Raw genomic sequence first — 12,509 nt, forward strand, 5'->3', positions numbered from 1 at the left:
GATCACGAGCACCGGTGGCATGACGGCCGATCGAACCGCCGCCACCCTGGCAGGGGGGACTGACACCAGCCCTGCCGGGACCACCATGTCAGCAGAGGGGACTGACACCAGCTCCGCCGACACCGACACTGTGGCAGGGGGGACTGACACCGGCCCTGCCGTGACCACATCCGATCACAGGAACGAGCCGCGCGGTATCCCTCGAACAGGTGATTCAGTCACTAATCGCTCGACACCGGTGCACAGAGCGCTACGCTGGTGGCCGATCGCTCTGCTGATCTCGCTCCTTGTCGCCCCATACAGTGCGCTTCCCGTCCCGGGACTGCTCGACGGCCCGCTCGGCAGCCCGGGAAGTCTCCAACTCATCGCCCTGTGCCTGCTCTACGGGGCGCTCGCCACCGGGTACGACCTCCTGCTCGGCCGGACCGGACTGCTCTCCTTCGGTCACGCCCTCTACTTCGCCACCGGCCTGTACGCCACCGACCTCGGGATGCTGGAGCTGGACCTGCCGTTCGCCGCCGCCGCGGTGTTCGGTGTGGCCTGCACCGTCGCGCTGGCCCTGCTCCTCGGCTCGGTCAGCCTCCGCGTCTCCGGCATCGGGTTCTCCACGGTCACCCTCGCCTTCGCCCAGGCCGGCTCGATCCTCGTCCAGCGCAACCCCGGTGGCATCACGGGTGGCGAGGAGGGCCGGTCCGCGCCGGCCGACCACCTGCCCGCCGGCCTGCTCGGGATCGAGAACACCGCCAACCTGTACTGGATCGCCGTCGCCTACCTGGCGCTGACCCTCGGCGTCGTCCACCGTGCCGTCAACTCGCCGACCGGCAGGGTCTGGGAGGGCATCAGGGAGAACGAGCGCCGGGTCGAGGTGCTCGGACTGCGGCCCTACGGCTACAAGTTGGTCGCCTTCGTGCTGGCCGGCGGACTCGCCGGAGCGGGCGGGGTCGTCTACCTTCTGCTGACCGGCGGTGCCACTCCGCAGGCCGCCACCTCGGACGCCACCCTCGCGCTGCTGGTCATGGTGGTCCTCGGCGGATCCGGCACCCGCTGGGGTCCGCTGCTCGGCGGCGTGCTCTACACCTGGGCCGGTCACCGGCTCGGCGACCTCGCCAACTCGGGGACGGTCGCGGACCTCCCCGCGGTCCTGCGCGCCCCGCTCTCCCAACCGCTGTTCCTGCTCGGTGCGTTGTTCGTCGCCGTGGTCTACCTGCTGCCCGGGGGTCTGGCCAGGCTGCCCGCCCGTATCCGCGCCGCCCGATCCGCCCGCGCGACGCGCCCGCCGGGTGGCGTCCGTCCTGCCCGTCCCACCGGAGGTGGTCCCACGTGAGCCAGTCGTCCCTGCACCCCGAGGAGTTGGCCGTCCCGGTGCCCGGCGGTGCGCTGTCCGTCCTGCGCTGGCCCGCCGCGGACCCGCGGGCGCCCACCGTCGTGGCGGTGCACGGCATCACCGCCAACGGCCTCGCGTGGTACGAGGTCGCCCGCCGACTGGCCGGGAAGGTCACTCTGCTCGCCCCCGACCTGCGGGGCCGCGGCGGCAGCCGCGCGCTCGCCGGGCCGTACGGCCTGGCCCGCCACGCAGACGACGTGGCCGCACTGATCAACGCGCTCGGACTCGGGCCGGCCACCGTCGTCGGGCATTCCATGGGGGCGTGGGTGACCGCCCTGGCGGCGGTGCGGCACCCCCGACTCGTCGGCCGGGTGCTGCTCGTGGACGGAGCGCTGACCTTCCCGCTGCCCGACGGCGTCCGCGAGGAGGACGCCCTCGCCGCCGTGCTCGGCCCAGCACTGGCGCGCCTCTCGATGACCTTCCCGGACCGGAACGCCTACCGGGCCTTCTGGCAGCGGCATCCGGCCGTCGGCTCCGCCTGGTCGGACGGGATCGACGCCTACGCCCAGCGGGACCTGGTCGGCCGCGAGCCCGAGCTGCGCTCCTCCTGTGTGCTGGAGGCCGTGCAGACCGACGGCGCCCAGGTGCTGCTGGACACCGAAGCGGCCGCAGCCGTGCACCGGTTGCCCTGCCCGGCCGAACTGCTGTGGGCGGAACGCGGCCTGCTCGACGAAGCGCAGGGCCTCTACGACGCCGAGCGGATCGCGCGGTCCGGGCTCGACCGGGCACGGGTGCCGGCCTCGCCCGTGCCGAACACCAACCACTACTCGATTCTCTGGTCGGCGGACGGCGTCGGGGCCATCGCGAGCCGCCTGTCCGGCGGGCACGCCTAGCGTCCGCCGAACCCGTCCCCGCCCCCGTCCCCGCCTGCCGCCTGCCGCTCGCCGGGTGCGGCCGTCAGCCGGCCGCGCCCAGGAAGGTCTCCCAACCGCCGGTGGGCGCCTGGCCGACGTTGAGTGTGCGCAGCTTGCGCAGGGTGGACTGGTCCTGCACCTCCAGCCACTCGACGAGCTGCTTGAAGGAGACCATCCGCACCTCGGGCTTGCCGGCGATGGCCTTGAGCGCGTCCTCGACGGCGTCCATGTAGATGCCGCCGTTCCACTGCTCGAAGTGGTTGCCGATGAAGAACGGCGCACGGTTGCTGTTGTAGGCGCGGTCGAAGCCGGCCAGGTAGGAGTCCCGGGCCTGGTTGCGCCAGTCGCCGTACTTGGACGGGTCGCCCTTGGTGCTGCCGCTGGACTGGTTGGCCAGGATGTTGTAGTCCATCGACAGGACCTGGAAGGTGTGCCCCGGGAAGGGGATGGACTGCAGCGGGAAGTCCCAGACCTTGCCGTCCTGGACCTTCTGCGGCCATATCTGGAGGCCGCCCGCCGAACTCGCGTCGTACTTCCAGCCCATCTTCGCCGCCGTCGGCAGCAGCGCCTTCTGCCCCTCCAGGCACGGGGTCCGGCCGCCGATGAGCTCCTTCTTGTAGTCGAAGGGCAGCGGGTCGACGTCGGTGAAGCCGGTGTTGGTCCGCCACTGGGTGACGAACCCGATCGCCTGGTCGATCTCGCTCTGCCAGTCGTCCGGGGTCCACATGTTGACCCCGTTCTTGTCCGGGCGGCTGGAGCAGAAGTGCCCGTTGAAGTGGGTGCCGATCTCGTGCCCGGCCAGCCAGGCCTGGCTGACGAGCTTGAGCGTGCTCTTGACCGCGCCGTCCGACAGGTACGGGATGTCGGAGGCCCCGACCGCGTGCTTCGGCGGGTGGTAGAGGCTGGACTTGCCCTTCGGCAGGGCGTATATGCCGGAGAGGAAGAAGGTCATCGTGGCCTTGTACTGCTCGGCCAGCTTGAGGAACCGGGGGAACTGGCCGTCGTCGGTGCCGCCCGCGCCGTCCCAGGAGAAGACGACGAACTGCGGCGGACGCTCGCCGGGCTTGAGCTTCTCGGGCTTGGGCTGGTTCGGCTGGGGCCCGGTGTCCGCGTTGGAGCCGTCACCGATCGGCGTGCCCTTGGGCACCACGGCCTGGGTCGGATCGGTGGTGCCGGTCGGGGCGGGGGCGGGGGTGCCCGAGGGGGCGGAGGAGGAGGCCGGTCCCGAGCCGGAGCCGTTGCTGGAACAGGCCGCGACCGCCCCGAGGGCCGCGGTCGCTGCGGTGGCACTGAGCACGGTCCTGCGCGAGATGCTGGTCATGGTCTCCCCTGGTGCCGACGGCCGGTGGTGCGGGCGGCTCTGGGCCTTACCGGTCAAATCGGGCAATTGATGAGTATTCCGCCGTTAGCATGTCATGCGGACCGGACGGCGATCAAAGGGGTCGTCCGGGCCCGACGTGGGTCAACACGCCCATGGCGCCCGGCTGGGCTGCAGGGATCCCGGTTCTGTTGCGGTCCTGTGACGCTTCGCGGCCGACTACTCGCTCGGGCAGTACCGTACCGCCGCGGGGGCGGGCTCCGTCAGAGTGCCGAGAGTCGCCGGTTGCGGCGCACTATTCGTGCTATCGCGGTGCTCACCACGGTCGCCGCCGTGCAGGAGACGGCCAGGCTGAGCCAGGCGGTGTCGAACCAGTGGCTGTTCAGCCAGCCCAGCGTCACGATGTAGGCGGCCCACACCAGCGCCGCCAGTGCCGACCAGTGCAGGAAGCGGTGCGGGTGGTCGGGGGAGTGTCCGATGGCCAGGTCGAGGACGGTCCTTCCCGCCGGCACGAACCGGGCGACCACCACCATCGCGGCGGCGGCCCCGCGCGGCCGTTCGACCAGGGCCTGCTGCACCCGGGACACGCTCGCCGCGAGCTTGGGGCGCCGCGCCAGCCGCCGCTGGACCAGCGGCGCGCCGCGTCGGGCGAGGTGCAGCAGCAGGAGGTCGCCGAGGAACGAGGAAATCGCAACGCCCAGGCCGAGCAGCACCGGGGCGCCGTCGATCTGCGCGGTCTTGAGCACGGCCAGGATCACCAGCGTGCCGCTGGGGATGAAGGGGAGGAGGGCGTCGCCGAGTACGGCGCAGAGCGCCAGGGCGCAGATCCACGAGGATCCGATCGCCGCCACGAAGTTCAAGGCCCGTACTCCCTCCACGCCGCCCGGGGGAGCAGGTGGCTGCTGGGGTCAACGCTAGCGCCTCGACTTTTCATGCCATGAAGCACCCCGGGTATGCGCGGGATCACAGCCGGGGAACGAAGCCGTCGCGGTCGGCGGCACCAGCCGCCGGAGTGACCCGCGCCACATTCCATGCTGCCGCACTTCCCGCCGGGCGTGGAACCCCTGCCGGATTTGCGCCCGCCCGGCCGGATGCGGGCCGCACATGGAATGGAACGAGCCCCCGGAGCGGGGTTTCCACTCCGGGGGCTCGCATGGATCGTCCGGAACTGGTCCAGCCCGGCGACCTTGTCAACGGGAACGGGGGGCTTCCCATCGATGCCCCCGCTCCTGATCACCAGCCTGCCGGACTCCGGCGGTCCATCGCGAGACCTGCGGCTGGCGACTTCCGGCTCTGGCGTGAAGTCGCCACGCGTGTCCGCCCGCTGGCGCTGCGTCAGCCGAACGTCCGGTCGGCAGCGGCTCCGGTCGCGGATCGAGCGGCGGCTCCGGAGATGTGCCGCGGGACACCCCGGAGGCGGGGAACAGCGGGCGCCGGACGGTGGTTGCCCCCGATCGGCAGGAGTAGAAGAGACCGGAAAGGCGAGCGGCATGACCACCGAGGACCAGCAGACACACGGCACCGAACCGCCCGCCCCCGCGATCCGGGGCACCGCCCGCGGCACCGCACCCGCCCCGCTCTCGATCCTCGACCTCGCGACCGTCGGCGCCGGCCACACCCCCGCCGAGGCGCTCGCCGCCACCACCGCACTCGCCCGGAACGCCGAGCGCTGGGGCTACCACCGCTTCTGGGTCGCCGAGCACCACGGCATGCCCGGCGTCGCCAGCTCCACCCCAGCCGTCCTCCTCGCCCACCTGGGCGCCCACACCACCACGCTCCGGCTCGGCTCCGGCGGCGTCATGCTCCCCAACCACGCCCCGCTCGCCATCGCCGAACAGTTCGGCCTGCTGGAGGCCCTGCACCCCGGCCGGATCGACCTCGGCCTCGGTCGCGCCCCCGGCACCGACCAGGCCACCGCCCGGGCGCTGCGCCGCGGCCTCGCCGAGGGCGCCGACGACTTCCCCCAGCAACTCGCCGAACTGACCCACTTCCTCGACGGCGACTTCCCGGCCGGCCACCCGTACGCCCGGCTCACGGCCGTCCCCAACGGCGACGCCCGACCGCCGATCTGGCTCCTCGGCTCCTCGGGCTTCAGCGCCCAGCTCGCCGGCCGCCTCGGCCTGCCCTTCGCCTTCGCGCACCACTTCAGCAGCGCCAACACCCTCCCGGCACTCGACCTCTACCGGGACTCCTTCCGCCCCTCCGCCGTCCTCACCGAGCCCTACGCCCTCATCGGCGTGAGCGCGGTGGCCGCCGACGACGAGGACTCCGCCCGCCGCCTCGCGCGCTCCGCGGCGCTCGGCATGCTCCGGCTGCGCCGCGGCACCCCCGGCCCGATCCCCACGCCGGAGGAGGCCGAGTCCTACCCGTACAGCCCGGTCGAGGCGGACTTCATCGACAACTGGCTGGCCAACGTGGTCCTGGGCGCCCCGGGCGAGGTCGCCGACGGCCTCGAAGCCCTGCGCAAGCGAACGGGCGTCGACGAGCTGATGATCACCTCCCACATCCACGGCCACGAGGCCCGCCTCCGCTCCTACGGCCGGATCGCCGAGGCCTACGGCCTGACGGCCACGGCCTGAGGCAGACCGCCCGACGCAGACCGCCTGTCCCCGGCCATCGTCGTGGCCGGGGTCGGCGGGTCCCTGGCCGGCAGGCCGTGGCGGACTCCGGTGGCGACCGGACTGGCGGGCAACGGGCCTGCTCACAGAGGTGGTGCCGGGGCTGGAGCCCTCAGGGCCGGACCTCCTCGCACGCCGATCGCGACGGAGCCGACCGTTGGGCGCCGAAGCGGGCGCGTCGCGAAGCGTCGAGCGAGCGACCGGCCGTGTCCTGACGGACCTTGCCAGGTCATGGGCGCCGGGCCGGAGACTCCCCGCAGTTGCCGGCGTCCGGTCGTGCAGGCCGCCAGATACCGTCGCGGGCTCGTCCCGAGCCGCCGTCGAGCCGCCGAGCAACCGAGCCGCCCGGCAACCGGGCGGCCGAGAGCGAGGTGGCGAGCCCCTGCGGCCGGATATCCGCCTGACCGCCGGCCGCCCCAGCGCCCCCGGCCCGGCCATCGTCGTGGCCGGGGTCGCGGGGATCCCCGGTACTCGGCCCTGCGGACGCTCAGTCCGCCAGCCGCCAGCCGCCAGCCGCCAGCCGCCAGCCGCCAGCCGCAGTCAGCCGCCGTCCGCCGGACGGCGCTCGCGCTCCGGCCCGTTACCGGGGGGCGGGCCGGGACCGGCGCAGTATGGCGGCGACGCGTTCGGCGTCGCCAGGGCGGGCGAAGTACCAGCCCTGGGCGGTGTCGCAGCCGGTGAGGCGGAGGCGTTCGGCCTGGGCGGCGTTCTCGATGCCCTCGGCGGTGACGGTCAGGCCCAGGGTGTGGGCCAGCTGGACCATCGCTCCGACGATCTGCTCGTCGGCGTCGCTGCGGCGGCTGTCGGGGGCCGGGTGGTCGGCCCGGCCGGCCGGGGCCGGGTCGCGGAAGCCCTCGATGAAGGTGCCGTCGAGCTTGAGCACGTGCACCGGCAGGCGGGAGAGGTAGGCGAGGTTCGAGTAGCCGGTGCCGAAGTCGTCGATGGCGATCCGGACGCCCATGTCGGCGAGCGCCTGCAGGGCCTGGAGCGGGCGGCCGCCGGGGCCGAGCAGGGCGCTCTCGGTGATCTCCAGCTGGAGCAGCCGGGCGGGCAGGCCGGTGCGTTCGAGGGCGCGGGCGACGTCGGCGACGACGTCGGAGTCCCAGATCTGCCGGGCGGCCAGGTTGACGCTGACGAAGGTCTCGGTGTCGGGGAACTCGGTGAGCCACTGCCGGGCCTGGCGGCAGGACTCCTCCAGCACCCACTTGCCGAGCGGCACGATCGCTCCGGACTCCTCGGCGAGCGGGATGAAGCGGTCGGGCGAGAGCGTCCCGTAGCGGGGGTGGCGCCAGCGGACCAGGGCCTCGGCGCCGTGCACCGCGCCGTCGGCGAGGCCGACCAGCGGCTGGTACTCGATGGTGAACTCGCCGCGTTCGAGGGCCGGGCGCAGTGCGGTGGCGAGGAGCTGGCGGGTGAGCTGGTGGGCGCCGCGGTCGGAGTCGTAGAGGGTCCAGCGGGCGCGGCCGTCGGCCTTGGACCAGTAGAGGGTGGCGTCGGCGTCCTTGACCAGGTCGGTCGGGGTGGTCCCGTGCACGGGGCGTTCGACGACGCCGACGCTGGCGGTGATCACCAGGCGGTGGCCGGCGATGTCGAAGGGGAGTTCCAGGGCTTCGAGGATGCGGGCGGCCAGGTCGGTGAGCTGTTCGCTGCCCGCGCTGTCGGTGACGAGGACGGCGAACTCGTCGCCGCCCATCCGGGCGACCAGGTGGGCGCTGTGCCCGGGGAAGCCGCCGCGCAGCCGGGTGGCGACGGCGATCAGGAGCTGGTCGCCGATGTGGTGGCCGAGGGTCTCGTTGATCGCGGCGAAGCCGTCGAGGTCGAGGTAGCAGACGCCGACGCGGCGCCCGTCCGCGGGGCGGGGGTCGCCGGTGAGGCAGGCGGCGTCGAGGCGTTCGAAGAAGTAGGTCCGGTTGGGGAGCCGGGTCAGCGGGTCGTGGAGGGCCTGGTATTCGAGGCGGTCGCCGAGCCGGCGCTGTTCGGTGATGTCCTCGACGAGGGCGAGGGTGTAGAGGGGGTGCCCGGCGCTGTCCCGGATGAGGGAGACGGTCACCTTGCTCCAGACCGTGCGGCCTTCGCGGTGCCTGAGCTGCTTCTCGACCCGGAACCGTTCGCGTCCGCCGTGGACGAGGGCGGGGAAGAGCCGGTGCGGCATGCCCTCAGGGTCGAGGATCTCGTGCAGGTGGGTGCGGACGAGTTCGCCGACGCCGCGGCCGAGCAGGGCCGCGAAGGCGGGGTTGACCTCGATGATCCGGTCGTCGGGGTCGATCAGGGCCATGCCGATGACGGCGTCGCAGAAGGCGGCCCGGAAGCGGGACTCGCTGGCCCGCAGTGCGGTGAGCATCCGGTCGGTCCCGTCGTCCGCCCGGTGGGCGCCGTTGGTCAGTGGCGCCGAGCAGGTGGGGCAGAGGAGCATTTCGGGTGCCGCGTCCGGGGCCACCTCGGGGGTGCTGTCCCGGGCTCCGTCCCGGTTGGTGGGCCCGTCCTCCAGGGCCACCCCCGGGTGGTGTGCGTCGGCCCCCTCGTTCTGGCCCGGCACGGCATGCTCCCGTCCGCTGCTGACGCCTGATGCTGGTCCGACCGGTCACCCGGGACTGCGGCGGCCGGCTCCGCACTCTGTCGCGGTCCTCGGGGTCGGTCCGGCGCGGGACGCCCGGCGGGGAACTGCCGCGTGGGGGAGACCGCGTGGACACCCGCGTGAAGAACAGGGCGCTGCGGCCGATCATAGGACGCGTCGGCAACGCGCGGTGACCGCCGCCAGGGTGATTCGCCCGCTTTGGGGTCAACCGTGGCGGTACATGCAGACGCCCCCGGTACACATCACATGATGTGCGCCAGGGGCGCGTGCGCCGAACCCGCGCCCCATGACACCGGTTGCGCGCCGGGAGCGCGGAGCGGGGTGGGGCCTCGGTCGGCGGGGCGTCCCCCGGAACGTCAGGCCAGCGTGGCCGTCAGGGTGATGGTGGTGCCGGTGAGGGCCTGGCTGACCGGGCAGTTCGCCTTGGCGTCCTCGGCGGCCTTCACGAAGCCGGCCTCGTCCAGGCCCGGGACGTCGCCCACCACGGTCAGGTGGATGCCGGTGATGCCGGCGCCGGGCTGGAAGGTCACGTCGGCCTGGGTGTCCAGCTTGGCGGGCGGGGTGCCGGCGCCGGCCAGGGCGTGCGAGAGGGCCATCGAGAAGCACGCGGAGTGCGCGGCGCCGATCAGCTCCTCCGGGCTGGTCTTGCCGTTGGGCTCCTCGGCACGGGCCGCCCAGGAGACGGGGTACTCACCGATGCCGGACGAGGCGAAGGTCACCTGCCCCTTGCCCTGGAGCAGGTTGCCCTCCCAGGCGGTGCGGGCGGTGCGGGTCGTAGCCACGATCGGTACCTCCATTGCTGACATTGCTGCGGAACTGCTGCGGAACTGCTGAGGAACTGCTGAGGAGCAGCTGAGGAACTGCTGGTGCGTCACTTCCGGTCATGCACGCACCAGCCTACGGCGGGCCCCGGTCCGTCCCCGGGTACTTCGGGCGCCCGGCGGTGCGGCGGTGCGCGCGCCGTCCGGATCGTGGACGGTCGGGTGCAACGGAGGGGACCGGGGCCGGGAGCCCTGTTAGATTGGCGCGGGCCCGAGCTCGGCCGCCGTACGGCCGGGTTTCCACCACCAGCCTTTCCGGGAGCCGCCGCGATGACGGACCACCCCACGACCTCCGACGCCGCTCTGCCCGCGGGGGTGGACGATGCCGTGCGCGCCGAGCTGACCAGCCTGCGCGAGAGCATCGACAACATCGACGCCGCGGTGGTCCACATGCTGGCCGAGCGGTTCAAGGCGACCCAGCGGGTCGGTCGGCTCAAGGCCGAGCACAAGCTGCCGCCGGCCGATCCGGCGCGGGAGCGGGACCAGATCAAGCGGCTGCGCGAGCTGGCCGCCGGGGCCAAGCTGGACCCGGTCTTCGCTGAGAAGTTCCTGAACTTCATCATCGCCGAGGTCATCCGCCACCACGAGGCGATCGCCCGCGCCTGAGGCTCCGCGCACGGGGGCCGCGGGCCCGAGAAGGTCCGGCACTGGCCGATGTCGACCGGTTCCGACTGTTTTCAACCGGTACCGGCGGGCTCTGCGGCGGTGAATCAGCGTCCCGGGGGCCCGGTGTCAGGGGTGCCGGGGGTGTCGGGCGCGGCTAAAGTCCGGATTTCGTGAGGCTCCACGGTTGGCGTAGCGTGCAGGTTTCCGCAGCCGAGAGGTGGAGCAGCGACGATGGCGGTGAACCTGCCCGAAACGCCGAGCGAGGCCGAGGGCCGTGCCGATAGTTCCGCCGCCCCCGGCGGTCGCGCCGAGGCCCGCCGCCGGGCCCGTGGCGGACGCGCCCGCAAGGCCCGGCGGACGCGGCGCAAGCCGCGGCCGTGGTGGATCGAGATCCCGGCGATGATCGCGGTCGGCCTGACGCTCGCGCTGCTGATCAAGACCTGTCTGCTCCAGGTGTTCACCATCCCGTCCGGCTCGATGGAGAACACGCTGCGGATCGGCGACCGGGTCGGCGTGAACAAGCTGGCGCCGCTGACCGGCTGGGAGCCGGAGCCGGGGCAGCCGGTGGTCTTCAAGGACCCGGGCGACTGGCTCCCGCCGCAGCCGGTCGACGGCAACCCGTTCACCAACGCGCTCACCTCGGCGCTGAGCTTCGTCGGGCTGGTGCCGCCGAAGGACGACAACTACCTGGTCAAGCGGGTGATCGCGACCGGTGGCCAGACCGTGCAGTGCACCGGCACCACGCTCACCGTGAACGGGAAGAAGGTCGACGAGCCGTACCTCCACCCGGGGGACGACTCCTGCGCCGGCCTGGACTTCGGGCCGGTAACGGTGCCGGCCGGGCACATCTGGGTGGAGGGCGACCACCGCAGCGACTCGGCGGACTCCCGCTACCACCGCAGCGGCCCGGGTGGCGGCGCGGTGCCGGTGGGCAACGTGGTGGGGCCGGTGTCGGCCGTCGTGTGGCCGCTCAACCACTTCGACTGGTTCGGCTGGGTCGGCCGCTGACCCCGCTCTCGGCGGTGGTCGGCTCCCCGGCGTCCACCGCGACGGCCTCGGCCGCCGCCGCCACCGCCCCCGCGACGGGCTCGACCGCGACGGCGTCCACCGCGACGGACTCCGTCGCCCGCGCGGACCCCGCGGCCTCCGCCGGCTTGCTCGCCTGGGCCGCGAACGCCCCGGCGAGCACCAGCAGGCCGCCCGCGAGCTGCGGCAGCCCGAGGTGCTCGCCGAGCAGGATCCAGGCCAGCACGGTGGCGACGACGGCCTCCAGGTTGGCCACCACCCCGGCGACCGGCGGCGAGAGGTGCCCGACGGAGACCACGCCGGTCAAGTAGGCGAGGACGGTCGCCACCAGCACCATCCAGGCGGCCGGGAGGAACGCGGGCAGCGAGTGCCCGTTCATCACGACGTCCCCGCCGAGCGGGCTCCAGTCGGCCTCCCAGGGCCGGGTCGCCACGGTGAGCACGACCGCGCCGATCAGCAGGCCGAACGCGCTGACGGCCATCGGGTCGACCGGTCGCTCGCCCCGGCGGCCGGCGTCGGCCAGCACGAAGTAGCCGACCTGGCAGCAGGCGGCACCGAGCGCGAACAGGACGCCGAGCGCGTCGAAGCTCAGGCCGTTCCAGACCTCCACCACGCAGGCGAGGCCGGTCACGGCGACCGCGGCGCCGAACGCCGCGCCCCGGCTGACGGGCTTGCGCTGGACGAACTTGACGTAGCCGATGAGCAGCGGTGGGCCGAGGTACTGGATGAGCAGGGCCACGCCGACCGGGATGCGGGAGATCGCCGCGAAGTAGCAGGCCTGGACGCCGGCGACGGCGAGCAGGGCGAAGCCGATCAGCAGGCCGGGGCGGCGGAGCACGGCGTCGCGGTGGCGGTAGGCGATCGGCAGGAGGACCACGGCGGCACCGGTGACCCGCAGCCAGACCACGTGGAGCGGGGAGAGCCCGGCCTCGATCAGCGGCTTCGCGGCCGTGCCGGAGCCGCCGAAGGCGCAGGCGGAGATCAGCGCGAGGCCGAGGCCGAGGGTTCGTCCGGAGGGGCGGGCGGACGGGGCCGTTGTCTGGTGCACCGACGCATTGTGACAGTCATACCGCCGATGGTGTAAGGCGCCATTCCGCCATTTGGTCCTGCGGGCAACTGTACGCAGCGGAGTATTCACACCGCTCGCCCGCAGGGAGTAAGAGGGAGCAGGGGGCAGTAAGAGGGAGCAGGGGGCAGTAAGGGGAAGTAAGGGGAAGCAACGGGAAGCAAGGGGACGTGAAGGCGCACGGCAACGCCCCGGGGTCGGATGAGACCCCGGGGCGCAGGAACCGCCGGATCGGACGGGC

The 12,509-nt window shown here is 73.1% G+C and carries 10 protein-coding genes; 5 read left to right on the plus strand and 5 right to left on the minus strand.

Features of this window, described 5'->3' with window-relative positions; all coding sequences use genetic code 11:
* The first annotated feature begins 238 nt into the window (after positions 1–238).
* Together ACFXDE_RS06170 and ACFXDE_RS06175 are read left to right on the plus strand one after the other, a co-directional pair.
* Entirely contained in the window at positions 239–1,324 is a 1,086-nt protein-coding gene (locus ACFXDE_RS06170; RefSeq protein ID WP_380491360.1) for a branched-chain amino acid ABC transporter permease, read from the plus strand.
* The gene (locus ACFXDE_RS06175) at positions 1,321–2,217 is read left to right on the plus strand and encodes an alpha/beta fold hydrolase (RefSeq protein WP_380491363.1); all 897 of its coding nucleotides are present in this window, start codon (positions 1,321–1,323) and stop codon (positions 2,215–2,217) included. Before ACFXDE_RS06170 ends, ACFXDE_RS06175 begins: the two co-directional genes overlap by 4 nt.
* A 64-nt stretch (positions 2,218–2,281) precedes the next feature.
* On the opposite strand, the gene ACFXDE_RS06180 is transcribed toward ACFXDE_RS06175, so the two are convergent.
* Together ACFXDE_RS06180 and ACFXDE_RS06185 are read right to left on the minus strand one after the other, a co-directional pair.
* Positions 2,282–3,559: a hypothetical protein gene (locus ACFXDE_RS06180; RefSeq protein ID WP_380491365.1), complete on the minus strand. Its 1,278-nt coding sequence runs from the start codon at positions 3,557–3,559 to the stop codon at positions 2,282–2,284.
* A gap of 260 nt (positions 3,560–3,819) precedes the next feature.
* Positions 3,820–4,407, minus strand: a complete 588-nt coding sequence (locus tag ACFXDE_RS06185) for a DedA family protein (RefSeq protein ID WP_380435299.1) — start codon at positions 4,405–4,407, stop codon at positions 3,820–3,822.
* Between the two features lie 639 nt (positions 4,408–5,046).
* Between ACFXDE_RS06185 and ACFXDE_RS06190 the strand changes: the two genes are divergently transcribed.
* Positions 5,047–6,135 (plus strand): LLM class flavin-dependent oxidoreductase, encoded by a 1,089-nt coding sequence (locus tag ACFXDE_RS06190; RefSeq protein WP_380491366.1) that lies wholly within the window; start codon positions 5,047–5,049, stop codon positions 6,133–6,135.
* A gap of 619 nt (positions 6,136–6,754) precedes the next feature.
* Here the strand turns inward: ACFXDE_RS06190 and ACFXDE_RS06195 are convergent.
* Complete coding sequence (locus ACFXDE_RS06195) at positions 6,755–8,710, minus strand: putative bifunctional diguanylate cyclase/phosphodiesterase (RefSeq protein WP_380491368.1); 1,956 nt, start codon at positions 8,708–8,710, stop codon at positions 6,755–6,757.
* Positions 8,711–9,105: 395 nt separating this feature from the next.
* Positions 9,106–9,531 (minus strand): OsmC family protein, encoded by a 426-nt coding sequence (locus tag ACFXDE_RS06200; RefSeq protein ID WP_380435199.1) that lies wholly within the window; start codon positions 9,529–9,531, stop codon positions 9,106–9,108.
* 309 nt (positions 9,532–9,840) lie between these two features.
* Between ACFXDE_RS06200 and ACFXDE_RS06205 the strand changes: the two genes are divergently transcribed.
* Together ACFXDE_RS06205 and lepB are read left to right on the plus strand one after the other, a co-directional pair.
* Positions 9,841–10,176, plus strand: a complete 336-nt coding sequence (locus ACFXDE_RS06205) for a chorismate mutase (protein ID WP_380435200.1) — start codon at positions 9,841–9,843, stop codon at positions 10,174–10,176.
* A gap of 231 nt (positions 10,177–10,407) precedes the next feature.
* The gene (gene lepB / locus ACFXDE_RS06210; RefSeq protein WP_380491371.1) at positions 10,408–11,184 is read left to right on the plus strand and encodes a signal peptidase I; all 777 of its coding nucleotides are present in this window, start codon (positions 10,408–10,410) and stop codon (positions 11,182–11,184) included.
* Here the strand turns inward: lepB and ACFXDE_RS06215 are convergent.
* Positions 11,147–12,250 (minus strand): DMT family transporter, encoded by a 1,104-nt coding sequence (locus tag ACFXDE_RS06215; protein ID WP_380491373.1) that lies wholly within the window; start codon positions 12,248–12,250, stop codon positions 11,147–11,149. The two genes, lepB and ACFXDE_RS06215, sit on opposite strands and share 38 nt — an antisense overlap.
* Between the last annotated feature and the right edge of the window lie 259 nt (positions 12,251–12,509).

Origin of the sequence: Kitasatospora sp. NPDC059408, from assembly GCF_042751525.1 — a bacterium.
GTDB lineage: Bacteria > Actinomycetota > Actinomycetes > Streptomycetales > Streptomycetaceae > Kitasatospora.